This window comes from Comamonas sp. E6, from assembly GCF_001010305.1.
Lineage (GTDB): Bacteria > Pseudomonadota > Gammaproteobacteria > Burkholderiales > Burkholderiaceae_C > Comamonas > Comamonas thiooxydans.
The window spans coordinates 1-23,970 of sequence record NZ_BBXH01000030.1 but is presented as its reverse complement, the minus strand read 5'-3'; the positions used below and the strand labels follow the sequence as shown (position 1 = coordinate 23,970).

Genomic DNA, 23,970 nt, shown 5'->3' with positions numbered 1-23,970 from the left:
CGAGCAAGAGCCGCCTCGCGGCGGGGCCGCCCCGGCGAAGGTGCCGTCCCCCTTGGGAGAAGCCGCGTCAGCGGCACAAGGGGAGTCATCAATGCGGAAACGGCCAGACGCGCAGCTTCTGACGGGCCGTGGCCCAGAGCTTGGCCAATCCGTGGGGTTCCACAATCAGGAAGAACACGATGAGCGCACCAAAAATCATGTGCTCGAGATAGGTCGCCGTGGCTGTGGACAGCGGCAGGCCCAGCCAGTGGGGCACCTGGTTGAGCAGCAGCGGCAGCAGCACGAAGAAGGCGGCGCCGAAGATGCTGCCCACGACCGAGCCCAGGCCGCCGATGATGATCATGAACAGCAACTGCAGAGAGCGGTCCAGGCTGAAGGCTGCGGGTTCCCAGGCGCCTAGGTGGACAAAGCCCCAGAGCGCACCGGCCACGCCGACGATGAAGCTGCTCACGGCAAAGGCCGACAGCTTGGCGTAGGTGGGGCGGATGCCGATCACGGCAGCCGCCACGTCCATGTCGCGCATGGCCATCCATTCACGACCTACCGAGCTGCGCACCAGATTCTTGGCGGCCAGTCCGAGCAGACACAGGATGGCCAGGCAGAGCAGGTACTTTTCCATGGGCGTGTCGATGGCCCAGCCCAGAATGGCCAGTGGCTTGGCGCTGACGGAGCCGGATGAGGAGTTGTTCGTCACCCAGGCCGCGCGGGTCGCCAGCCAGTCCACAAAGAACTGGGCGGCCAGCGTGGCTACGGCCAGATACAGGCCGCGAATGCGCAGGCTGGGCAGACCGAACACCACGCCGAACGCCATGGCCACCACGCCACCGCCCAGAAGTGCCACCAGCAAAGGCATGCCTTCAATGCGGGCCTGCAGGTTGTAGGCCGCATAGGCACCCACGGCCATGAAGGCGGCGGTACCCAGCGAAATCTGGCCGCAGTAGCCGACGAGGATATTGAGTCCCAGCGCCGCCAGCGACATGATGACGAAAGGAATCAGAATCGCCTGGAAGGTGTAGTCGCTGGCAATGAAGGGAATGGCCAGGAAGGCAAAGGCCAGCACCAGCAGGATGACCCAGCGGTCCTGCGCGACGCCGAAGATCTGCTGGTCTGCCGCGTAGCTGGTCTTGAACTGGCCGTTTTCACGATAAAACATATTCTTGTTCTCCCTGTTCAGACGCGGTCAATGATCTTGTCGCCGAACAGACCTTGGGGTCGTACCAGCAGGAAGCAAAGGGCCAGACCATAGGCAAACCAGGTCTCGATGCCGCCGCCCACCATGGGGCCGATGTAGACCTCGGAGAGCTTCTCTCCCACGCCGATGATCAGGCCGCCGATGATGGCGCCGGGCAGTGATGTCAGGCCGCCCAGAATCACCACGGGCAGGGCCTTCAGGGCCACCAGCGACAGCGAGTACTGAACGCCCAGCTTGCTGCCCCAGATGATGCCGACGACCAGAGCCACGCCGCCGGCCACCGACCAGACGATGACCCAGATGCGCGACAGCGGAATGCCGATGGACTGGGCGGCCTGGTGGTCGTCGGCCACTGCACGCAGCGCGCGTCCGGTTTTGGTCTTCTGAAAGAAAAGGCTCAGGCAGATCACCAGGATGGCGGCGATGCATGCCGCATACAGGTCTTCCAGGCTGATCATCACGCCGCCTTGAAACAGGCTGTCCATAATGAAGACGGGGTCCTTGGGCATGCCTACGTCAATCTTGTAGACCTCGCTGCCAAAGACCATGGGGCCGAGGCCATCGAGCAAATAGGCAATGCCCAGCGTGGCCATCAGCAAGGTGATGGGCTCCTGATTGACCAGATGGCGCAGGGCCAGACGTTCGATCACCCAGGCCACGCCTACCATCAGCGCCAGGGTGACGGCGATGGCCAGCAGGTTGCCGACCAGCCCCGGCTCCAGGCCCAGCCAGCCGGGAATCCATTGCGAAAAACGCGCCATGGCCAGGGCTGAAAACAGCACCATGGCGCCTTGCGCAAAGTTGAAGACGCCGGAGGCCTTGAAGATCAGCACGAAGCCGATGGCGATCAGTGCATACAGCGTGCCCACCATGAGGCCGCCGAACAATGTCTCTAAGAAAAATCCCATGACTGCTCCTTCAGTGGCCTGCGCCCAGATAGGCGCGGATCACGTCTTCGTTGTTGCGTACTTCATCGGGAGCGCCGTCGCCGATCTTCTTGCCATAGTCCAGCACCACGACACGGTCCGAAATGTCCATGACCACGCCCATATCGTGTTCGATGAGCACGATGGTGGTGCCGAACTCCTCGTTCACATCGAGGATGAAGCGGCACATGTCCTGCTTTTCTTCCACGTTCATGCCGGCCATGGGCTCGTCCAGCAGCAGAACCTGAGGCTCCATGGCCAGGGCTCGGCCCAGGTCCACGCGCTTTTGCAGGCCATAGGGAAGCTGACCCACGGGAGTCTTGCGATAGGCCTGGATTTCGAGAAAGTCGATGATGTGCTCGACGAACTCGCGGTGCTGCATTTCCTCGCGTTGCGCGGGGCCGATGCGCAGGGCCTGCATGAGGATGTTGCTCCTGATCTTGAGGTTGCGGCCGGTCATGATGTTGTCGATCACGCTCATGCCCTTGAACAGCGCCAGGTTCTGGAAGGTGCGTGCGACACCCATCTCGGCCACTTGGCGGCTGTTCATATGACTGAAGGTCTGGCCGCGAAAGGTGATGGAGCCTTCGGACGGTGTATAGACGCCGTTGATGCAGTTGAGCATGGAGCTCTTGCCGGCGCCGTTGGGGCCGATGATGGAGCGGATTTCGTGCTCTTTGACATTGAACGAGATATCGGTCAAGGCCTTGACGCCGCCGAAACGCAGACTGATGTTCTTGATGTCCAGAATCACTTCGCCGCTGGTTCTTGTATTCATGAAAATTCCTCTCAGGCAGCAGCCTTGGCCGAAGCCGGGTGGAGCTTGGCTTCGACGATGGTCAGCGTGGCGCTGACGCTGCCCGTGCGGCCGTCCTCGAACTTCACCAGGGTCTCGATGAACTGCTGCTGCTTGCCGGTGTAGAGCGCCTCCACCAGCACGCCGTACTTGTCGGCGATGAAGTTGCGGCGCACCTTGCGGGTGCGGGTCAGCTCGTCGTCATCGGGGTCCAGCTCCTTGTGCAGCACCAGAAAGCGCGCCACCTGGGTGTCGGCCATGCCGGGCTCGCTGGCCAAGTCGGCGTTGACCTTGTCTATGCAGTCGGCCACCAGCTCCAGCACCTTGGCCTTGCTGGCCAGGTCCACATAGCCGCCGTAGGGCAGACCCTGGCGCTCGGCCCAGTTGCCCACGGCCTCGTAGTCGATGTTGATGAAGGCACAGACCTCGTCCTTGCCATGGCCGAAGCAAACGGCTTCCTTGATATGCGGGAAGAACTTGAGCTTGTTCTCTATGTAGTTGGGCGCGAACATGGCGCCGCGGCTGGTCTTGCCCACATCCTTGGCGCGGTCGATGATGCGCAGCTGACCGTTGGCATCGATCACGCCGGCATCGCCGGTATGGAAGTAGCCGCTGGCGTCGATCACCTCTGCCGTGGCGTCGGGGCGCTTGTAGTACTCCTTGAGCACGGACACACCCTTGACCAGCACCTCGCCGTTGTCGGCAATCTTGAGCTCGATGCCCGGAGCCGCCTGGCCCACGCTGGAGAGTTCCACCTGGCGGTCGCGCTGCAGGCAGACATAGGCACAGGTTTCGGTTTGACCGTAGAGCTGCTTGAGGTTGATTCCGATGGAGCGGAAGAAGCGAAACAGCTCGGGGCCGATGGCAGCGCCTGCCGTATAGGCCACGCGGATGCGCGAAAGGCCCAGAGCATTGCGCAGCGGTCCGTAGATGAACAAGCTGCCCAACTGGTATTTGAGGCGATCCATGGCACTGACGTTCTTGCCGTCCAGAATGTCCGAGCCTACGCGACGTGCCACCTCCATGGCCTTGGCATACATCCATTGCTTGAGCGGCGAGGCATCTTCCATGCGAATGGAAACCGAGGTCAGCATGCCCTCGAATATGCGCGGCGGAGCAAAGTAGTAGCTGGGTCCGATCTCGCGCAGGTCGATGGCGATGGTCGAGGCGGATTCCGGGCAGTTGATGGTGAAGCCCGCCACCAGCCATTGCGCAAACGAGAACAGATGGTCTCCCACCCAGGCCGGCGGCAGATAGCAGATCACATTGTCCGAAGCATTCAGGCCATCGGTCTGCACGCCGCCGCGGGCAGATTCGCCAAAGCTGGCGTGGGTCTGGCACACCCCCTTGGGCTTGCCCGTGGTGCCCGAGGTGTAGAGGATGACCGAGACATCGTCGGGCGAGACGGCCTGGAGCATGGCCTCATAGGCTCCTGCGTGCCGTGCATCCCATTCCTTGCCCTTGGCCAGCAGCTCATCGGTGCTGATGAGTCCGGGTTGGTCATATTTGCGCAGGCCGCGCGGGTCGTCATAGATGATGTGGCGAATGCTTGGCACGCTCTCGCGTACTTCCAGCAACTTGTCCACCTGTTCCTGGTTCTCGGCAAAGGCGAACGCGATCTCCGCGTCCTCCATCACAAAGCGCATCTCGGCGGCCACGGCATCCTGGTACAGCGGAATGGGCACTGCGCCACAGGCCTGAACGGCCAGAAAGCCCATGTAGACATGAGGCCGGTTATCGCTGATGAACGCCAGGTTCTGGCCACTTTCAAGCCCCAGCGCGCGCAGGCCGCAGGCCATGTGGCGTACGGTCTGTGCGGCTTCGCGCCAGCTCCAGGTTTGCCAGATGCCATACTCCTTTTCGCGCAGGGCGGGCGCATCGGGGCGTTCTGTCGCGTGCTTGAGCAGCAGTTGCGGGAACGTGGTTGTCATGCCTGATCCTCTTGGTTGGGGTTGGAGCCGCCGCGGCTACCCTTCACGAAAGTCTTGCAGACATGCTATGAGTGACTTTGACGTCAGGATGTCTGTTTGACGACAATTTGAGGGAAAGCCTGCATAGTGAAAATCCGCTGTAACAAATGCTGCTGAAAATGGCGCATTTGCTGCCTCGTGGAAATCCCGCTGTTGCGCCAGCGCGGCTTTGGCAATGCTTCTGGGCATGAGTCAAGAACTGTCCCTGCATCAAAGGCGGCGCAAGCCTTTGAGCTCAGAACTCGATGGCATTCCCTGGTGGCCCGTTCTGTTGCCCATGGAGCGTGAAAACGTGGCACGCGTGCTGCTCGTCGGCGATGCCGAGCCGGGCGACTATGTCTGCCGCACCGGTCGCCCGCCTACCTACTGGTTTGGCGTGGTCGACGGCCTGCTCAAGATGAACACCGAAAGCGCCGACGGAGTCAGCATGACGCTGGCCGGCCTGCCTCCCGGCGGCTGGTTTGGGGAGGGAACGGTCATCAAGCGCGAGCCCTATCGCTACAACGTGCAGGCCATCCGCAAGACGGTTGTGGGCGGCCTGCCCATAGACATGTTCCACTGGCTGCTTGATCACTCCATAGGCTTCAATCGTTTTGTGATGAACCAGCTCAACGAGCGCCTGGGCCAGTTCATCGCGGCGCGCGAGATCGACCGCATGAGCAACCCCGATCTGCGCGTGGCGCGTACTCTGGCCGCCTTGTTCAACCCCTTGCTCTATCCCGGCGTGGGGCAGATTCTGCGCATCACCCAGCAGGAGCTGGCCAATCTGGTCGGCCTGTCACGTCAGCGTGTGAACGAGGCCTTGTCTGTGCTGCAGCGCGAGCGCGTGATCCAGATCGAGTATGGCGGCCTGCGCGTACTGGACCTGGAAGCGCTGCGGCATGGTGAGTTCTGTGCGTCGCGCAAGGCGCTTGCCTGAGGGACGTCCTATAACCTAGCTCCGCGCTGGAATTGTGGATAACTCTCGCCTCGCGCCCGCGCGTCGCGAGACAATTACGCCCAAATGTCAGTCAAACCTCCTAAAGAGTCCGGCGCCCCTGGTGCTGGCAAATCCTCCGCGCCCTCTGATTCCTCGTCGGCGCGCCCTGTTTTGCGTGCACCGGCCAAGCCAGCCAAGGCCGAAAAGCCTGCGGCAGCCCGTGGCTCCAGGCCCGCTGGCGGTACCGATCGCGGCCCGCGTAGTGAAGGCCCGCGTGGCGAACGTGGCGCCCGCCCTCAGCGTGAGCGCGACGAGCGCCCCCGCGCTTCAGGCTTTGGTCGTCCCGATGGCGGCCGCCCTGCTCGTGACGACGGTGAACGTCGCGGCGGCTTCTCGCAGCGCGATGAGCGCCGCCCCCGCACCGATCGCGATGAAGGCGGCGAGCGCCGCTTTGGCGGCGGTGACCGTGGTTTCCGCCCCTATGGCGAGTCGCGTGATGGTGATCGCGGTGGCGAGCGTGGCGGCGAGCGCCGCGAGTTCCGTCCCCGTGACGACCGCCGTGATGACCGCCCTCAAGGCGGCCGTGACTTTGGTGACCGTCCACGTTCGTCCGGTTTTGGTCGCCCCGACCAGGGCCGCTTCGAGCGTTCCGAAGGTGGCGAGCGCCGTGAATTCCGCCCCCGTGACGACCGCCGTGATGACCGCCCGCAAGGCGGCCGTGACTTTGGTGACCGTCCACGTTCGTCCGGTTTTGGCCGTCCCGACCAGGGCCGTTTTGAGCGCTCCGAAGGTGGCGAGCGCCGTGAATTCCGTCCACGCGACGGCGAACGTCGTGGCGGTGATCGCTTTGAAGGCCGCCGCGATGAGCGTCCTCAAGGTCGTGACTTTGGTGACCGTCCGCAAAGCCGTGGTTATGGTCGCCCAGACCGCTCCGAAGGTGGCGAACGCCGTGAATACCAGCCCCGTGATGGCGAGCGCCGTGGTGGCGGTCGCCCGCAAGGCCGCAACTTTGGTGATCGTCCGCAGAACCGTGGCTACGGTGACCGTCCCGAAGGCCGCTCCTTTGATCGTGACGACCGCCGCGGGGATGCCCGTCGCGGTGATGACCGCCGCAACGACGAGCGCCGTGGTGAACGCCGCGACGAGCGCGGTAGCGAGCCTGAGAAGCGCCATATCCCCGGCTCGTTTGTGTCGGAGGCGACCCGTCGCCCCACCACCGGTATTCGCACCTATCGCCCCGCAGCCGATGGCTCGGACCGTGCGATTCCCGTCAAGCGTGCTCCCGAAGCCGAAGCGCGCCAGGACGACCGTCCCGGTGCCATTCGCATTAACAAGCGAATTGCCGACATGGGCATGTGCTCGCGTCGCGAAGCCGATGAGTGGGTGGAAAACGGCTGGGTCACGGTCAACGGCGAAGTCGCAACCATGGGCCAGAACGTGGTGCCCGGCGACAGGATCGAGATCGACCAGAAGGCTCAGGAACGCCAGGACCAGCAGGTCACCATCCTGCTGAACAAGCCCATGGGCTATGTCAGCGGTCAGGCCGAGGACGGCCATGAGCCCGCCGTGGTGCTGATCACCAACGAAAACCGCTGGAACGAAGACCGCAGCAAGACGCGCTTCAACTTCAGCCAGCTCAAGGGCTTGGCTCCCTGCGGCCGTCTGGACATCGATTCCGTGGGTCTGCTGGTGCTGACGCAGGACGGCCGCGTGGCGCGCCAGATCATTGGCGAGGACTCGGAAGTCGACAAGGAATACCTGGTGCGAGTGACCTTCGGTGATCGCGACGTGGATGTGCAGTCCGTCTTCCCAGAGGAAAAGCTGGCTCTGCTGCGTCACGGCCTGTCGCTGGACGAGCAGCCGCTCAAGCCGGCCCAGGTGGACTGGCAGAACCCCGAGCAACTGCGCTTTGTGCTGACCGAAGGCAAGAAGCGCCAGATTCGCCGCATGTGCGAGCAGGTCGGCCTCAAGGTCGTGGGCCTCAAGCGCATCCGCATCGGCGGCGTGACCCTGGGCAATCTGCCCACCGGCCAATGGCGCTATCTGGCTCCACACGAGAGTTTCTAAGCTCCCCCTGAGCCGCTTTGCGGCTTCCCCCTCTCTCTACGCGCTGCGCGCTATGGGAGGGGGACGACACCCTCGGTGTGGGGCGACGGGGCCGCCCAGGCCCTTGCTCGCTGTCTCCGGTTGTGGGGTGTGTCGAATTTTGAGTGAAATTGGCCTCTGGCCATTTATTGATAAGCGCAAGTAGCTATTCTTTTTGAATAAGTGCTTGCGCTTTTTTCTTGCTCGAATAGCCCTTGAAATATCAGGGGCAGGCCCTAGCTATGACTGCGAATCGCCTTGAGAGGTTCTCCGGGCGGCTTTTGATTTCAGTTTTTCGCTCACAAAGACATGACAAAGCAAACCCATTCCTTCCAGGCCGAAGTGGCCCAGCTGCTGCACCTGGTCACGCATTCGCTGTATTCCAACCAGGAAATCTTCCTGCGCGAGCTGATCTCCAATGCATCGGATGCCTGCGACAAGCTGCGCTTTGAAGCGCTGGGCGACGCCAGTCTCTACGGCGATCAGCCCGAGCTGGAAGTGCGCGTTTCCTTTGATAAGGCTGCCCGCACGCTGACCATCACCGATACCGGCATCGGCATGAGCGAGCAGGAGGCCATCGACAATCTGGGCACGATTGCCAAGAGCGGCACCAAGGCCTTCATGGAAAAGCTCAGCGGCGACCAGAAGGCCGATTCGCAATTGATCGGCCAGTTTGGCGTGGGCTTTTATTCAGGCTTCATCGTGGCCGACAAGATCACCGTGGAAACCCGCCGCGCCGGTGCTCCGGCATCGGCCGGCGTGCGCTGGATCAGCGGTGGCACGGGCGACTTCGAGATCGAGCAGATCGAACGCGCCCAGCGCGGCACCAGCATCATCCTGCACCTGCGTGAGGACGCCGAGGAGTTTCTCAACGGCTACAAGCTCAAGCAGGTCATCTCCAAATATTCCGACCACATCAGCCTGCCCATCCTGATGGAAAAGGAAGAGTGGAAGGACGGCGAGAACGATCAGCCTGGTGAGATGGTCAAGACCGGCGAATGGGAAACCGTGAACAAGGCCAGCGCCCTGTGGACCCGCGCCAAGAAGGACATCACGGAAGAGCAGTACAAGGAGTTCTACAAGGCCATCAGCCATGACTTCGAGGACCCGCTGACCTGGAGCCACAACCGCGTCGAAGGCAATACCGAGTACACGCAGCTGCTCTATATCCCCGCCAAGGCTCCGTTCGACCTGTACCAGCGTGACAAGCATGCCGGCATCAAGCTCTATGTGAAGCGCGTCTTCATCATGGACGACGCCGAGGCGCTGATGCCTCAGTATCTGCGTTTTGTGAAGGGCGTGATCGACTCTGCCGACCTGCCGCTGAACGTGAGCCGCGAGTTGCTGCAGGAAAGCCGCGATGTGCGCCTGATTCGCGACGGCTCGGCCAAGCGCGTGCTTTCGATGCTGGAAGACCTGGCACGGCATGACAGGCATGAAGCTGCGGCCGAGGCTGCGGATGGCGTGCAGGATGTCGTCAGCGAAGAGGACAAGGCCAAGGAAGGCAAGTTCACCCAGTTCTACAACGAGTTCGGCGCCGTGCTCAAGGAAGGGCTGGGCGAGGACTTCGGCAACAAGGAACGCATTGCCAAGCTGCTGCGCTTCGCCACGACCACGCATGAAGGTCTGAACACCTCGTTTGCCGACTACAAGGCACGCATGAAGGAAGGTCAGGACGCGATCTACTACATCACGGCCGACACCCTGGCTGCGGCCAAGAACAGCCCGCAGCTGGAAGTGTTCAAGAAGAAGGGCATCGAAGTCCTGCTGATGACCGACCGTGTGGACGAGTGGGCGCTCAACTATCTGCACGACTTTGACGGCACGCCGCTGCAGTCCGTGGCCAAGGGCGCCGTGGATCTGGGCAAGCTGCAGAATGAGGAAGAGAAGAAGGCCGCCGAGGAAGCTGCCGAAGCCTTCAAGCCCGTGCTGGCCAAGCTCAAGGAAGCACTCAAGGACCGTGCCGAAGACGTGCGTGCCACCAGTCGCCTGGTCGACTCGCCCGCCTGTCTGGTGGTCAGCGACGGCGGCATGAGCCTGCAACTGGCCCGACTGCTCAAGCAGGCCGGCCAGGCCGCGCCCGAGTCCAAGCCGGTGCTGGAAGTGAACCCCGATCACGCCCTGGTCAAGAAGCTCGACGGCTCGGTCCACTTCAACGATCTGGCCCAGATTCTGTTCGACCAGGCCGTGCTGGCCGAGGGCGGCATGCCCGAAGATCCTGCTGCTTATGTCAAGCGTGTGAACGCGCTGCTGGCCTGAGCGGTTCGGTTACCCCGATAAAAATCCCCGCAGAGTGGTGGCTCTGCGGGGATTTTTTCATGATTTCTGGCTGTGTCACTTATAGATAGGGGGCAACCAGCTATCAAAATTGATTAGCTGCGTGAACGTGCAAGCAGGCTGCGATCCCAGAGCACCATGGCCAGGGTGAACAGGCCCAGCAGGCCGCCCATGAGACTGGTGCCGGCCCAGCCATGTGCTAGCCAGGCCCACGAGCCCAGTGCCGAGCCGAGGGAGGCGCCGAGAAAGTACGTGGTCATATAGACGGCATTGATGCGCGAGCGGGCCTCGGGTGCCAATGCATAGACCACGTTCTGGTTGCTGATGTGCAGGGCCTGCAAGGCACCGTCAACCACCAGCAGGCCCAGCATGAACCACCAGAGGCTGCTGCCGCCCAGCCACAGGCACAGCCAGCCCAGCAGCATCAGAATGGCGCCGGCCAGCGTGGTGGACTGCTCCAGCCCTTTGTCGGCCATGCGGCCTGCCACATTGGCCATCAGTGCGCCGGCAATGCCCACGATGCCGATCAGGCCGATCATGAGATCCGAGAGTTCAAAGCCCGGCCCGGCCAGCAGCAGCGCCATGGTGGAGAACAGCACGCTCACGGTGGCAAAGCCGGTGCCGCCAATCAGCGCGCGGCTGCGCAGGCGCGGATGTCGGCGCAACAAGTCCCCCAGGGACTTCATGACTTCACCATAGCTGACGGGAGCGGCGGGAGCCGCCTTGGGCAAGGCACGTGCCAGCAGCAGAGCCATGAAGGCCGTAGCGATGGCACCTGCCCAGTAGACGGTGCTCCAGCCGCCCAGATCGGACAGAATCCCCGCCACGCTGCGCGAGGCCAGAATGCCGATCAGCAGGCCGCTCATGACCAGCCCTACGGCGCGGCCGCTGGTGCCGGGGGCGGCGAAGGTGGCCGCCATGGGCACCAGTACCTGGGCGGCCACCGAGAAGACACCGGCCATCAGCGTGCCGGCAGCCAGCAGCGCAAAACTGCCTGCCAGGCCGCTGATACCCGAGAGCAGCATGCCGCAGGCGGCTAGCAGCATCAGCGTCAGAACCAGGCGGCGGCGCTCCAGCATATCGCCCAGCGGCACCAGAAACAGCAGGCCCAGGCCGTAGGAGACCTGGGCCATGGTCACGGTGCTGGAGGCCTGGGCATCGCTGATGTGCAGATGCTGGACCATGGAGTTGAGCAAGGGCTGGTTGAAGTAATTGGCTCCGGCGCACAGACCGCAGGCCGTGGCCATGAGCAGCAAGGTGGTTCTGGAGAGGACGGTAGTGGCCGCTGGTGTTGTGGTTTTCATGAGGCGTTCAGGTGTGCAGGGTGTCAGGCGGGAGTGGCGGCTTTGGCGCCCACCGCCATGGGCAGGGCCGCCGTGGCCTCCACCTCGATCAGCATGCCGGGCAGGGCCAGCTTGGGCACGGGAATCAGCGTGCAGGCCGGAAAGCGCGGCCGCTTGTCGCCGGGTTCGCCGCTGCCCCAATGCTGTCTCACGGCGCTTTGCCAGTGTTCGAAGCGCTCCAGCGAATGATCGACGATGAGCACGGTGAGCTTGAGCACATGGCCCATGTCCGCGCCACCGGCGTCCAGGGCGGTCTTGATATTGGCCAGAGCCTGCGCAGCTTGCAGGGCAAAGCTGTCTGGCAGCTCGGCCAGGGCGTTTTCTCCACCCTGGCCCGAGACGAAGAGCCAGCGCAGCGGCTCCTGGACGGTGACCACATGGGTGTAGCCATTGGGCAGGCTGTCATAAAGACCGGCGGGCTGCAAATAGCACGGTTGCGGGGCAGGGGCAATGAAACTGGGCTTGGCGTCCATGAAGTCTTTCAGGCAAGGCTGGTCCGGCAGGGCCCGCCAGCAGCAGGCCTTTGTTCCGGAAGCCGCTGGAATTGTTCAACCTCAACTAAGCTTGAGGTCAAGAGGTTTGTATGACCACACAGGATTGCGGTTATGGCGGCCAGGCAGGGACAAAGGGAAGCAACGGGAGATGACTGTGCAGTGTGAAGAGGCTGGCGATATGAATGGATGCGGCAGCGGCCCGGTGGCCGAGGCTGAGGGAATGCCGGATCTCAGTGTGGGAGAGGTCGCCAGCCGCAGCGGGGTGGCGGTATCGGCCCTGCATTTCTATGAGAAGCAGGGCCTGATCGAGAGTGCGCGCACCGCAGGCAATCAGCGTCGCTATGCACGAGCGGTGCTGAGGCGGGTGGCCGTGATCAAGGTAGCCCAGCGCATGGGCGTACCCCTGGCCGAGATCGCGCAGGCACTGGCCCATCTGCCGGCCAACCGCGTACCCGGCAAGGCCGACTGGAGTCGCCTGTCCTTGCATTGGCAGGCACAGCTCGATGCACGCATTGCCATGCTGACCCAGCTCAGGGATCAGCTCGATTCCTGCATAGGCTGCGGTTGCCTGTCTCTGCAGGCATGCCCGCTGCGCAACGACCATGACTGTCTTGCGGCGCAGGGAGCCGGCCCGCATTTCAGATAGTCGTGCCTACTGGCGCGGCACGGGCAGCACGCGTGCCCTTGCGCTGATGATGCCAAGCAGTGCCGACAGCAGGCCCAGGCAGGCACAGAAGGCTATCAGTGCGCCCGTCAGCCCTATATGGTCGGACAGCCAGCCCATGCCCAGGATGGGGACGATGGTGCCTACATAGCCCACGACCAGATAGGTGGAAAGCAGGCCCGTGCGGTTGATGGGCTTGGAGACCTTGTTGACCACGGCCATGCCCGACAGATTGCACAGTGCATGACCGCAGGACATGCTCAGCACACTCAGAGCGAACAGCCATGGCGAGCCGGCAAACAGATTGAGAACCAGCAGGGCATTGGTCGCCGCCAGGGCGAAGAAGCCGATGATGATCAGTCGCTTGGTAGGGTAGGGCCGGGCGATGAGCTGAATGCCGGCCGACAGAAACAGGATGACGCCGATGGACAGACCCGAGACTGCCGGTCCGTGCCAGGGCAGCATCTGGGCCATGAAGCTGGGGGCCATGGCGGCAAACAGGCTGAACATGCCGAAGGCAGAAAACGCCGCCATGCAGCCCAGCGCATAGTGGTAGAGAAAAGGCTTGCGCGGCTGGGAAATGCTGGGCAGAACATCTTTAAGTGTCAGGCCGGGAGCGTTGTGGACGGGCGCACTGGCCGCCGGTAGCTGGACCTTGAACAGCGCATGGATGCCCAGAAAGCTCAGTGCGATGGGCGGCAGATAGCTGCTGACCAGCGGGTGGGGCACCCATTGCGCCATCAGGCCGCCAACCACGGGCCCCAGGCCGAAGCCGAAGGCAATCGTCAGGCTGGTGGTCGCAGCCGCACGCTGCAGGTCGCCCTTGTTGTTGAGCTGGGTCATGCCTATGGAGGCCGAGGTGGTGATCAGGCCCGAGGCCAGGCCGATGATGAAGCGGGAGGCGCCCAGACTCCAGGCATTCCAGGACAGGGCCGAGCCGATGACGCCCACGGTCATCACCATCAGTCCCAGGCGCAGCACTTTGAGAAAACCGAAGAGGTTGGTCAGACGGCCCAGAAACAGCAGGCTGATCAAGGCGCCCAGCATATAGGTCACGAAAATCTGCGTGATATGGCTGGGCTGCAGCCCCCAGGCCTGCTGGTAGAGCGGGTAGAGCGGGCTGGCAAGCGCCGTTCCCATGACGCCGACGCACATGGAAAAGCAGACCCAGGCATAGGGACTCAGACGGGATTGCATTGGGAAGGCTTTGGTGGAGCAGTCATCCGCATGCCCGGTGCGGGCAAGTCGGCTTGGCCTAAAATTATTAAAAATGACTAATTGGTCAATTTTATGAATTCTAGAAAAGGATTTCAGAGCATGGCGGATGTTGCGACGGCAGCCCCTTGTGCAGACCCGGATATCGGCACAGTGGCAAAGCGTCAGCGGCGCACGCGTGGCCCGAGTCTCGACAAGACAGCGCAGACCCGTCAGCAGATCGCGGAGGCCGCGCTGGCCGAGTTCGTGGAGTGCGGCGTGGCCCGTAGCACCATGGAGCGCATCGCCTGCCGCGCGCAGGTGGCCAAGGGCACGCTGTATCTCTACTACCCATCCAAGGATGAGCTGCTGCGGGGCGTGGTGGAGCATGCGCTGCGGCATTCGGCCGTCTACCGGCCGCTCAAGCGTCGAAAAAGCGAGACGGTGCGTGCCTTTCTGCGCCGCAGTCTGCTGCCGACGCTGGAGGCGGTCGAGAGCAGCGAGCGCGGCATGCTGGCACGTCTGGTGCTCAGCGAGGCACGGCATGCGCCCGAGCTGGCCAGACTGTACAAAGAGCTGGCTTTTGATGCCTGGCAGAACTATGTGCAGGACTTGCTGGCGCTGGCCGTGAAAGAGGGGGAGCTCAAGACCCGCTCGGTCAGCCGCAGTGCCCAGTTGCTGGCCAGCCCGTTCTGGATGGCGCTGGTGCACAACAACCTGCTGGCTTCCGAGGGCTCGCAGAAGCTGGCACTCAAGCCACTGGTCGAGCTACTGATTGATAACCTTTTTGCGGTCACGGCGGGTGACAATGCGGCTGTCAAACGTCAGTGAGAGTCAGTGAGATGAATTCCATGCCAGTCACCATAAAACCCGGTCATCACAGAATCCTGAGCACGGTCTGTGCCGCTGCTCTGGTGCTGGCCTTGCCCGCCTGCGGCTCCGTAGGAGCTGGCGTGGGCGTCGGGATTCCGGTGGGGCCGTTTTCCGTGGGCGTGGGCCTTGGCAGCGGCGGTCTCAGCGCAGGCGTCGGCACGGGCGTCGGGCCTGTCGGTGTGGGCGTAGGCGTCAATCAGCGCGGGCAGGTGCTGGGGAGTGCCGGTGTCGGCGCTTCCACCGGTGTGGGCGGTGCCAGCGTGGGTGTCGGGGTGGGGTCCTCCACCGTGCTGCATGACCCCAATCGCCCGCAGACACCAGAGGCGCAGCCCGCGCCGCCGCCGGCCCCCGCACAGAGCGGCGATGCCGTGCAATGGCGCGATGCACGTGGGCAGCTCGTGCCCGAATGCCGTTTGCAGGGGCGCTGCTAGCTCTTTGCAGGCATGGACCGCCTTAGGCGTAGAGCGGCTCCTGCTGCATGGCTTCGATCTGTTCGTTCAGCATGTCCACCTGACCCTGCCAGTAGTCGGTGCTGCCAAACCATGGGAAGTTGATGGCAAAGATCGGATCCTGCCAGCGGCGCGCCAGCCAGGCGCTGTAATGCAGCAGGCGCAAGGTGCGCAGCGGCTCGATCAGCGCCAGCTCGCGCCGGTCGAAGCTACGGAACTGCTCATAGCCTTCGAGCAGGGCCGACAGCTGCTGCGTCTGCTGGCCCCGGTCGCCCGAGAGCAGCATCCACAGATCCTGCACGGCTGGACCGCTGCGCGCATCGTCCAGATCGACGAAATGCGGGCCGCCATGGCCTTCGTCGTCCAGTGGCGTCCAGAGAATGTTTCCCGGGTGGCAGTCGCCATGCAGGCGAATCTGCGTTGCAGAATGCAGGCCAAAATGGCCTGCAGCGCTTAATCCGTCAGCGGATGGTGCTATTAATGAGAGAGCTTTGTCGCAAGCCTGCTGCCAGCGGCTGCGCACTTCGAGCGCCACGACCTCATGTTCGAGCAGATAGTGCATGGATTCGTAGCCGAAGCTTTTCAGGTTCAGCGCCGGACGATGCTCAAAGGGCCGAGCGGCACCCACGGTGTGGATGCGGGCCAGAAAGCGGCCTGTCCATTCCAGCACCTCCCAGTCGTCCAGCTCGGGGCGGCGCCCGCCGCGCCAGGGACTGATGCTGAACAGAAAGCCCGCATGCTCATGCACGGTTTGCCCTTGCAGCACCAGCGGCGCAACCACGGGAACTTCCCCGTCCGCCAACTCCTGGGAGAAGGCGTGCTCTTCCTCGATCTGGATGCGGCTCCAGCGGCCGGGGCGGTAGAACTTGGCGACGACCTTGTCGCCCTCGTCCTGATGGGCCAGATAGACGCGGTTTTCATAGGAGCTCAGCGCCGTCAGCCGTCCGTCCGGCACAAGGCCCGTGCTGCACAGCGCATCGATCACGCAGTCCGGCGTGAGGTCCGCATAGGGGTGAGAGGGGTCTTGTGTATCGCTCATCCCTGCATTGTCAGGCCCAAACAGGCCAGTCCGGGTCGGACGGGGTTGCGCATACGCCGACAAGATTGCTTTTGATTTGATAGCGGTATCCATTTGACAGGCCAGGCTTGGTGGTCTGAAAAATGGGAAAACTGTCCTGGTGCCGTGCATGTGGCCGAAGCTGGCACACTGCCCGCATGCAAGAGAGCGAAGAACTTTCACAGCCCTGTGAGGACCGGGATTTTGCCGAGTGGCACAAAGGCTGCCCCTGGTGCGCCGTCTGGGTGGTGATGCTGCAAGGCCCTGACCTGGAGTCCTTGCTGCAGCACGCCAGATCCAGACTCGGTGATGCCCTGTTGCCGCGCCATGCGCGCCAGCCGCATATCACGCTGGCCTATAGGGGGCTGTGTGGGGGAGGGGACGAGCATGTGGCGCGGGAATATGACCGGCTGGCGCTGCGCGCCGATGTCGCCATGCTGCAAAGCCTGCGGCTGCGCCCTTTTGCCGTGCAAGTCGCGGGGGCTGGCAGCTTCACCACCGTGCCTTATCTGGGCGTCGGCCGGGGGCAGGAATGCTTGCAGCGCCTGCATAAGGCGCTGGTGCCCATGGAGCCCGCGCCGGGCTGGCGCTATGTACCCCATGTGACCCTGGGCCACTATGCGAGACGGCTGCCACTGCGAGAGGCTGTGGACAAGTTGCTGGCACTGATCCAGGACTTGCCGGTCTTCGAGGTAAGGGAGTTGGCGCTGGCCCGCTATGCGGCGGCCGATATTGCCGGGCCGCTGACGCTTGAAGGCGTCTTCGAACTGGACACCGGGCGCTATGTTGCAGCGCCCGGTGCCCTGTGGCCTGAGCCGCTTTAGGCGATGGTCAGCGTCACGCCGATATTGCCGCGCGTGGCGTTGGAGTAGGGGCAGACCTTGTGAGCGGCGTCCACCAGTTGCTGGGCCGCAGCCTTGTCCATGCCGGGCAGGCTGATCTTCATGCGCACGGCGATGCCGAACACTTCGCCCACGGGGCCCAGATCGACTTCTGCGTCTACCGACAGGTCGGCAGGCAGGGTCAGCTTCTGGCGAGCGGCCACGGCCTTCATGGCGCCGATAAAGCACGCGGAGTAACCGGCAGCAAACAGCTGCTCAGGGTTGGTGCCCTTGCCGGCGCCGCCGGGCGAGCTCAGCTGGATGTCCAGGCGGCCATCATCGGTGCGCGAAGCGCCTTCGCGGCCGCCGGTGGTGTGGGCGTGGGCGGTGTAGAGAACCTTGTCGAGTTGGGCCATGGTGTCTTCCTTTGCGAGATTGCCCGGCAATGCGGGCGGGTGGAGGAAATCGTCAGGAGTGGCTGCGGCGCGGCGCAAGCCGTGCGCGCAGTGTGCCGAGCTGGCCCGTGAGGGCCTGCAGTTCGGGCAGGGTGCACTGCGTGCTCTGAAGCACGCAGGCAGGTATTTTTTCGGCTTCGGCGCGTAGTGCCCGGCCGGTATCCGTGAGGGCGATGCGCACGCGGCGCTCGTCCTGTGCATCGCGCTGGCGTGCCAGCAGGCCTGCGCTCTCCAGTCGCTTGAGCAAGGGCGTCAGCGTGCCTGAATCCAGGTAAAGACGTTCACCCAGTTCCGAGACCGTGAGCTGGTCGCCTTCCCAGAGCACCAACATGACCAGGTACTGAGGGTAAGTCAGGCCTATGGCATCCAGCAAGGGTTTGTAGAGCTTGGTCATGGCCAGCGATGCCGAGTACAGCGCAAAGCAGACCTGATTGTCCAGGCGCAGCAGCTCGGAGCTGTCGGGGAGAAGGTTGTCATCGGATCGCATGTGTTGAATTATTGCAGACAATTAAATTGTGTGCAATTTAATTTGCAAGCAACCAAGCCAAAGGAGGCAGTGCAGAGGTCCGGAGCAATGCAAACAGGCTCCGCTCACGGAGCCTGTCGCGGCTGAAGCTGTCTCGAGCCTAACGGGTGGTCAGTGCATCGGCCAGAGCCTGGTACATGGGCAGGCTGGTCGGGTCTATGCCTGCGTTGCCTGCAATCGGGTGGGAGGCGTAGCGCACCACCACCATCTGGGCCTTGGGGTCGATGTAGATGGCCTGACCGTGAATGCCGCGCGCCATATAGGCCCCGTTGGGATTGTGCGAGACCCACCACATATTGCGATACGACCAGCCGGGCAGCGTGGCATAACCGGCCTTCACAAACTTGGCGGGGTCGGCGCCGCGGCGAATGTCCTGAACCACGGCCCTGGGCAGCACCTGCTGGCCGCTGGCGGCGCGGCCTTCGTTGCGCATCAGCTCGCCGAAGCGGGCCAGGTCGCGCAGCGTGGTGTTGAGCCCGCCGCCGCCCGATTCCGTGCCTATGCGATCCACCATGAAGTAGGCGTCCTGCTCGGCACCGATGCGGCTCCAGATGCGCTCGGACAGCAACTGGGCCAGAGGCTTGCCGCTGGCGCGGCGCACGATCCAGGCCAGGACTTCGGCGTTGACTGTCTTGTAGGCAAATCCCTGGTCATGCTCGCCCTCTTTTTGCAGGGTCTGCAGAAATTCATAGAAGCTCCTGGGCCCTGCATAGTCCTTGCCCTGGGGCATCATGCCGCCGGCGCGGGCGTAGTCCCAGACTTCGGCCTTGGGATCGGCGTAGTTCTCGGAGTACTTCACGCCAATCGTCATGTCCATCACCTGGCGCACCGTGGCGTCGCCATAGGCGGTGTTCTTCATCTCGGGCAGATAGTCAGTCACCGGTGCCTCGGGCTTGATGAGGCCTTCATGGGCCAGCAGGGCGGCCAGGGTGCCGACAAAGGACTTGGTGACCGACATGGCCAGGTGCGGGCGCTGTGGCTCCAGCGCGCCCAGATATTTCTCATAGATCACGCGGCCCTTGTGCATGACCAGAATGCCATCGGTGTAGTTGCGATCCAGTGCCTGGGCAAAGCTCAGTTCCTCGCCGGTGCCCATGACCTTGAAGCGCACGTGCTCGATGTCGACCGGAGCCGAGCGCAGGGCGCTGGGCGAGCCAGGGCCACGCCAGACATTGGCCGTGGGCGTGATTTCGCGGATATGCGAGAAGGTCCAGCGATTGCGTGGAAAGGTATTGCCCAGGGGGTTGTCGAAGGTGATGAGCTTGTCGGCTGCGGGCGGAAAGCCCTGCATCCAGCCCATGGCCTGCACGCTGGTGCTGGCCGGGTCGGGCAATGCGGGAGCGGCAGCCTGTGCATGGACTGCAGAAACCATAGCTGTCAGCGCAAGTGGCACAAGCGTTTTGCGCGTAAAAGACTTCAAACTCATCATCACCTCTTGGACTTGGGATTAACGACCGGTAAAACGTGCTGGGCGTTTCTCGATAAAGGAACACACCCCTTCGGCAGCGTCCTCGCTGCTGGCCAGGCGCTGCTGCACGGGGATGAAATCGGCCACGGCGGCGGCCTGGCCCAGCTCTATGGCCTTGAGGACATTGAGGCGTGTGGCCACCACGGCCTGCGGCGCCTGGGCGGCAATGCGCTCGGCAATGCGAAAAGCCTCTTCCAGTTCCTGGCCTGCAGGCACGACTTTTTGCACAAAGTGGCAGCGCAGGGCTTCGGCTGCATCGAAGGCGTCGCCGGTCAGCAGATGCAGCATGGCATTGCCCACGCCGGCGCGCTCGGGCATGCGCAGCGTGGCGCCGCCCGTGGGCATGATGCAGCGCTGTACTTCCATCTGTGCAAAGCGGCTGCTGTCGGCTGCGACGACGATATCGGCGCCCAGCATCAGCTCTATGCCGACGGTAAAGCAGATGCCCTTGACGGCGGCGACCATGGGCTTGGTGCGGCGGCGGTAGCCGGGCAGGCCATAGTCGTGAGGCTCCACGAGACCTGCAGGGATGACCTTCTGGCCGTTTTTCATGAACTCGGCGATGACAGGCAGATCCAGTCCCGCCGTGAAATGTTCACCGAACGCATGGAGCAGGCCCACGCGCAACTCTGGCTCGTCGTCGAGCCGGGTATAGGCCTCTGCCAGTTGCTGGAACATGGCCGGCGTCCAGCCATTGCGCTTGGCCGGGCGGTTGATGCCTATCAGCAGCACATGGCCGCGGACTTCACAAGAAATGCAGCCCTCGGGCGGAGGGCTGGGATGGTCGATTTGCATGGCAGGTCTCCTGCTGCAACCTTAGACGGCTGTCGCAGCCGCCGCAGTCGCGCACAAGACCTGAAGGCCGGCGATTTAGTAGGTGTAAACACCCTGGCCGGTCTTGCGGCCCAGACGGCCGGCGGCCACCATTTCGCGCAGCAGGAAGCAGGGGCGGTACTTGCTGTCGCCGAATTCCTTGAGGTAGACCTCCATCACGGCCAGGCAGACGTCCAGACCGATCATGTCGGCCAGGGCCAGCGGGCCGATCGGCTGGTTGCAGCCCAGCTTCATGCCGGCGTCGATGTCCTCGGCCGAGGCCGTGCCTTCGCTGAGCACCTGGAAGGCCTCGTTGATCATGGGCACCAGAATGCGGTTGACCACAAAGCCGGGAGCGTTCTTGACGGTGATGGGCGACTTGCCCAGTTTTTCCGACAGGGCCTTGACGGCATCGTGGGTGGCGTCGCTGGTCTGCAGGCCGCGGATGATCTCCACCAGGGCCATCATGGGCACGGGGTTGAAGAAATGCATGCCGATGAACTTGTCGGCACGCTGCGTGGCAGCTGCCAGCTGGGTGATGGAAATGGACGAGGTGTTGGTTGCAACGATCACGTCCTGTGCCAGCAGGGTATCGAGCTGCTTGAGGATCTTGACCTTGAGCTCGTAGTTCTCGGTGGCGGCTTCGATCACCAGCTGGGCCGACTTCAGATCGTCGTAACTGGTCGAGGTCTTGATGCGTGCCAGCGCTGCGTTCTTGTCGGCTTCGCTGATCTTTTCCTTCTTGATCAGGCGGTCCAGGCTGCCGGCCACGGTGGCCAGGCCTTTTTGCACGGCGGCCTCGGAGATATCCACCATCACCACGTCGATGCCCGACACGGCGCAAGCCTGCGCGATGCCGTTGCCCATGGTGCCGGCGCCGATGATGCCTACGGTTTGGATTGCCATCTTTTTGTCTCCATTCAGTTGAGTGCGGTTGAACAGGAAAATGTTATCCCGGTTCTGACCGGGTTTGACCCTAGTCGGGCATGGTTGGCGTGTTAGGAGTCATCACGATGACAGTTTTTTCTGCACGACCGTGTTTTTCCTCGTTTCGCTGCTGCAGACCTCTGGTCAGAATTTGCGGCAAAAGGAGGGCGGAGATGCGTGACTATCTGGTGGTGGGAGGCGGCTCCGCTGGTGCGGTTCTGGCAGCCAGGCTCAGCGAGAACCCGCAGGTCACCGTGACCTTGCTGGAGGCGGGTGGCGAAGACAAAAGCGTGCTGATCCACTGCCCGGCAGGGCTGGCGCTGATGGCCAAGCAGAAAAACTTCAACTGGGCCATGAGCACGGTGCCGCAGGCCGGCCTCAATGGCCGGCGGGGCTACCAGCCGCGCGGCAAGGTGCTGGGCGGCTCCAGCTCCATCAATGCCATGATCTATCTGCGCGGTCAGCCTGCGGACTACGAATATTGGAGCGCCCAGGGTAATCCAGGCTGGGGCTGGAGCGATGTTCTGCCCTATTTTCTGAAGGCCGAATGCAATACGCGCGGCGCGGATGCGCTGCATGGTGCCAGCGGCCCTTTGCATGTCTCCGATCTCTGCGATCCGAACCCGCTGGCCCATGCCTTTGTGCGCGCAGGCGTGCAGGCCGGTCATGCGCACAACCTCGACTTCAACGGCACCGCTCAGGAGGGCGTGGGTCTGTATCAGGTCACGCATCACAAGGGCGAGCGCTGCAGTGCAGCCAAGGCTTATCTGAAGCCGGTGCGCGGCAGCAGGCCCAATCTGGAAATCCTGACCGGTGTGCAGGTGCTGCGGGTACTGATGGAAGGTCGCCGAGCTGTCGGAGTGGAGTATGTGCAGGGTGGTCAGACCCGGCAGCTACGCTGCCGGCGCGAGGTCTTGCTTTGTGCCGGGGCGCTGCAGTCGCCGCAGCTGCTGATGCTCTCGGGCATAGGGCCGGGCGAGCATCTGCAGCAAACAGGCGTTGATGTCGTGCATCACCTCCCCGGTGTGGGCGAGCATTTGCATGACCACCCCGATGTGGTGCAGGTGGTGGACGGCCCGCAGATGACGGACAGCTTTGGCCTGTCGTTTGCCGGCCTCAGGAATGTCTGGCAGGGCATGGGCCGCTGGCGCCGTGAGCGCCGGGGCATGCTGACCAGCAACTTTGCCGAGGCCGGCGGCTTTATCCGCAGCGGGCCGCAGGAGCGTGCGCCCGATCTGCAGCTGCATTTTGTGGTGGGCAAGCTGGTCGACCACGGTCGCAAGACGGTGCTGGGCCACGGTTACTCCTGCCATGTCTGTCTGCTGCAGCCAAGGAGTCGGGGCAGCGTGAAGCTGGCCTCTGCCGATGCCAGAGCCACGCCGCTCATAGACCCTGCCTTCTTTGCCGAGGCCGACGATATGCTGCGCCTGGTGCGCGGCGTACGCCGCATGCGCGAAATTCTCGGGCAACCTGCGCTGGCTCGTTTCGAGGGACGGGAGCTGGAGTATTCGGCACAGGCGCGCAGCGATGCGGAGATCGAGCAGTTCATCCGCAATTACGCCGACACCATCTATCACCCTGTGGGAAGCTGTCGCATGGGGCCTGGCGTGAAGGATGTGGTCGATGCACGCTTGCGGGTGCATGGCGTGCAAGGGCTGCGCGTGGTCGACGCATCGATCATGCCGCGCATCGTGAGCGGCAATACGAATGCGCCGACCATCATGATTGCCGAGAAGGCGGCAGATCTGATCAAGGCCGAGTGCTGACTCAGGTCAGCGGAGCCAGGTCGGAGGGGGCATGATCCTCGCCGGGCGGAGGCGTCAGAGCGGTGCATTCGACCCTTCCCCGGCCCTGATTCTTGGCTTGTTGCAGGGCGGTGTCGGCATGGCTGGCCAGCTCGTTGAGGCTCAGGCTCTTCCAGGCCGAGGGGACCAGGGCACAACCCGCGCTGAAGTCCAGGTCCATCTGCAGTTCGTACTGCGCGCCGATCTGGAATGCGGACTGGATGCGAGTCAGCAGCGACCTGACACCCAATTGATCGGCGTGAATCAGCAGGCAAAAGGATTCACCCTGCCATCTGGCCACGACCTCGTCGCCGCGCATCTGCTTTCGCAGAGTGCGTGACATGAGCTGCAGCGCCGCGTCTCCGGCCTGATAGCCATGGCGGCTGTTGACCCGCGAAAAGTGATCCATGTCGATCAGAATCAAGGCCAGCGGCAGGCCTTCGCGTCGAGCTCTGTTCAGCATGAAGCGGGCCTGGTTCTTGATGGCCTGGCGCAGCGGCAGGCCGGTCAGACTGTCTTCTGGTGCGTTTGCGGATCGCTGGCGGACTTCTTCGTCACGGCAGGCCATCAGGATCGATACGAAAAAAATGGCGGAACCTATGGGGATCAGCCACGAAAGCAGCATATGTGGGCTGGGTTCCTCTGCAAAGCTGCGCAGCCAAGGAGCGTTCAAGGTGAAGTAGCCGCGTATGAGCAGAATGCTTGCGATGCAAAGGCCAGCACCCAATAGCAGATAACGCCAGGCCGTGGCCGAGTTGGTTTGCGGCGATAAGGTCAGGCAGACCAGAGTGACAAGGCTCAAGCCGTAGCTGATATTGAACCAAGCCAACCGGTAGGGCTTGCTTTCGATCAGAACCAGCACGCCCGCAAGTGTCAGCAGGCACAGCAAGGCCAGGGAGCGGGTGAGTATCTTGTTGCGAGGTCCAAGCCAACCCTT

At 63.0% G+C, this 23,970-nt stretch carries 22 protein-coding genes; 8 read left to right on the top strand and 14 right to left on the bottom strand.

Annotation, left to right across the window (positions count from 1 at the left end; genetic code table 11):
• Positions 1-88: 88 nt before the first annotated feature.
• Genes CSE6_RS22500 through CSE6_RS22485 form a run of 4 tightly spaced genes read right to left on the bottom strand, consistent with a single transcriptional unit; the run spans position 89 to position 4,845 of the window.
• On the bottom strand, positions 89-1,153 hold the full coding sequence (locus tag CSE6_RS22500) for a branched-chain amino acid ABC transporter permease (protein WP_003068654.1): 1,065 nt from the start codon (positions 1,151-1,153) through the stop codon (positions 89-91).
• A 17-nt stretch (positions 1,154-1,170) separates the two neighbouring features.
• On the bottom strand, positions 1,171-2,100 hold the full coding sequence (locus CSE6_RS22495; RefSeq protein ID WP_034354802.1) for a branched-chain amino acid ABC transporter permease: 930 nt from the start codon (positions 2,098-2,100) through the stop codon (positions 1,171-1,173).
• Between the two features lie 10 nt (positions 2,101-2,110).
• Positions 2,111-2,896: an ABC transporter ATP-binding protein gene (locus tag CSE6_RS22490; protein ID WP_003068658.1), complete on the bottom strand. Its 786-nt coding sequence runs from the start codon at positions 2,894-2,896 to the stop codon at positions 2,111-2,113.
• Between the two features lie 11 nt (positions 2,897-2,907).
• Positions 2,908-4,845 (bottom strand): long-chain fatty acid--CoA ligase, encoded by a 1,938-nt coding sequence (locus tag CSE6_RS22485; RefSeq protein WP_034354799.1) that lies wholly within the window; start codon positions 4,843-4,845, stop codon positions 2,908-2,910.
• Positions 4,846-5,071: 226 nt separating this feature from the next.
• Here CSE6_RS22485 and CSE6_RS22480 point away from each other — a divergent pair, with 226 nt between their 5' ends.
• From CSE6_RS22480 to htpG, 3 genes are all read left to right on the top strand, one after another.
• Positions 5,072-5,803 (top strand): Crp/Fnr family transcriptional regulator, encoded by a 732-nt coding sequence (locus CSE6_RS22480; protein ID WP_034355313.1) that lies wholly within the window; start codon positions 5,072-5,074, stop codon positions 5,801-5,803.
• A gap of 84 nt (positions 5,804-5,887) precedes the next feature.
• A complete protein-coding gene (locus CSE6_RS26585; RefSeq protein WP_238585781.1) occupies positions 5,888-7,870 on the top strand; it encodes a pseudouridine synthase in 1,983 nt (660 codons plus the stop codon).
• Positions 7,871-8,197: 327 nt separating this feature from the next.
• A complete protein-coding gene (gene htpG / locus CSE6_RS22465; RefSeq protein ID WP_034377265.1) occupies positions 8,198-10,147 on the top strand; it encodes a molecular chaperone HtpG in 1,950 nt (649 codons plus the stop codon).
• A gap of 113 nt (positions 10,148-10,260) precedes the next feature.
• Here the strand turns inward: htpG and CSE6_RS22460 are convergent, their stop codons facing one another.
• The gene (locus CSE6_RS22460) at positions 10,261-11,469 is read right to left on the bottom strand and encodes an MFS transporter (protein ID WP_045838773.1); all 1,209 of its coding nucleotides are present in this window, start codon (positions 11,467-11,469) and stop codon (positions 10,261-10,263) included.
• 23 nt (positions 11,470-11,492) lie between these two features.
• The gene (locus CSE6_RS22455) at positions 11,493-11,981 is read right to left on the bottom strand and encodes a RidA family protein (protein ID WP_034377263.1); all 489 of its coding nucleotides are present in this window, start codon (positions 11,979-11,981) and stop codon (positions 11,493-11,495) included.
• A 199-nt stretch (positions 11,982-12,180) separates the two neighbouring features.
• On the opposite strand from CSE6_RS22455, the gene soxR reads away from it, so the two are divergent.
• The gene (soxR, locus tag CSE6_RS22450) at positions 12,181-12,648 is read left to right on the top strand and encodes a redox-sensitive transcriptional activator SoxR (protein WP_034377412.1); all 468 of its coding nucleotides are present in this window, start codon (positions 12,181-12,183) and stop codon (positions 12,646-12,648) included.
• Positions 12,649-12,654: 6 nt separating this feature from the next.
• On the opposite strand, the gene CSE6_RS22445 is transcribed toward soxR, so the two are convergent.
• Positions 12,655-13,863 (bottom strand): MFS transporter, encoded by a 1,209-nt coding sequence (locus tag CSE6_RS22445; RefSeq protein WP_083994796.1) that lies wholly within the window; start codon positions 13,861-13,863, stop codon positions 12,655-12,657.
• Between the two features lie 120 nt (positions 13,864-13,983).
• Between CSE6_RS22445 and CSE6_RS22440 the strand changes: the two genes are divergently transcribed.
• Positions 13,984-14,691, top strand: coding sequence for a TetR/AcrR family transcriptional regulator (locus tag CSE6_RS22440; protein ID WP_034354790.1), 708 nt, complete (start codon positions 13,984-13,986; stop codon positions 14,689-14,691).
• Between the two features lie 20 nt (positions 14,692-14,711).
• Positions 14,712-15,164 carry a hypothetical protein gene (locus tag CSE6_RS22435; protein WP_165571702.1) on the top strand — a complete coding sequence of 151 codons (453 nt, stop codon included), beginning with the start codon at positions 14,712-14,714 and terminating at the stop codon, positions 15,162-15,164.
• Between the two features lie 22 nt (positions 15,165-15,186).
• Here the strand turns inward: CSE6_RS22435 and CSE6_RS22430 are convergent, their stop codons facing one another.
• A complete protein-coding gene (locus CSE6_RS22430; RefSeq protein ID WP_034354785.1) occupies positions 15,187-16,221 on the bottom strand; it encodes a serine/threonine protein kinase in 1,035 nt (344 codons plus the stop codon).
• Between the two features lie 176 nt (positions 16,222-16,397).
• Here CSE6_RS22430 and CSE6_RS22425 point away from each other — a divergent pair, with 176 nt between their 5' ends.
• The gene (locus CSE6_RS22425; RefSeq protein ID WP_034354782.1) at positions 16,398-17,063 is read left to right on the top strand and encodes a 2'-5' RNA ligase family protein; all 666 of its coding nucleotides are present in this window, start codon (positions 16,398-16,400) and stop codon (positions 17,061-17,063) included.
• Here CSE6_RS22425 and CSE6_RS22420 read toward each other — a convergent pair.
• The 5 genes from CSE6_RS22420 to CSE6_RS22400 form a co-directional block, all read right to left on the bottom strand.
• The gene (locus CSE6_RS22420; protein WP_034354779.1) at positions 17,060-17,476 is read right to left on the bottom strand and encodes an organic hydroperoxide resistance protein; all 417 of its coding nucleotides are present in this window, start codon (positions 17,474-17,476) and stop codon (positions 17,060-17,062) included. The two genes, CSE6_RS22425 and CSE6_RS22420, sit on opposite strands and share 4 nt — an antisense overlap.
• A 52-nt stretch (positions 17,477-17,528) precedes the next feature.
• Positions 17,529-18,002, bottom strand: a complete 474-nt coding sequence (locus CSE6_RS22415; protein ID WP_003050815.1) for a MarR family winged helix-turn-helix transcriptional regulator — start codon at positions 18,000-18,002, stop codon at positions 17,529-17,531.
• A gap of 139 nt (positions 18,003-18,141) precedes the next feature.
• Positions 18,142-19,467 (bottom strand): serine hydrolase, encoded by a 1,326-nt coding sequence (locus tag CSE6_RS22410; protein ID WP_193751165.1) that lies wholly within the window; start codon positions 19,465-19,467, stop codon positions 18,142-18,144.
• A 21-nt stretch (positions 19,468-19,488) separates the two neighbouring features.
• Positions 19,489-20,304 carry a crotonase/enoyl-CoA hydratase family protein gene (locus tag CSE6_RS22405; RefSeq protein ID WP_059441545.1) on the bottom strand — a complete coding sequence of 272 codons (816 nt, stop codon included), beginning with the start codon at positions 20,302-20,304 and terminating at the stop codon, positions 19,489-19,491.
• 75 nt (positions 20,305-20,379) lie between these two features.
• A complete protein-coding gene (locus CSE6_RS22400) occupies positions 20,380-21,228 on the bottom strand; it encodes a 3-hydroxybutyryl-CoA dehydrogenase (protein WP_003068696.1) in 849 nt (282 codons plus the stop codon).
• 194 nt (positions 21,229-21,422) lie between these two features.
• Between CSE6_RS22400 and CSE6_RS22395 the strand changes: the two genes are divergently transcribed.
• Positions 21,423-23,015 carry a GMC family oxidoreductase gene (locus CSE6_RS22395; RefSeq protein WP_059441544.1) on the top strand — a complete coding sequence of 531 codons (1,593 nt, stop codon included), beginning with the start codon at positions 21,423-21,425 and terminating at the stop codon, positions 23,013-23,015.
• A gap of 1 nt (position 23,016) precedes the next feature.
• Here the strand turns inward: CSE6_RS22395 and CSE6_RS22390 are convergent.
• Positions 23,017-23,970 (bottom strand): GGDEF domain-containing protein (locus CSE6_RS22390; RefSeq protein WP_059441543.1); only part of this gene is annotated, 954 nt, incomplete at its 5' end.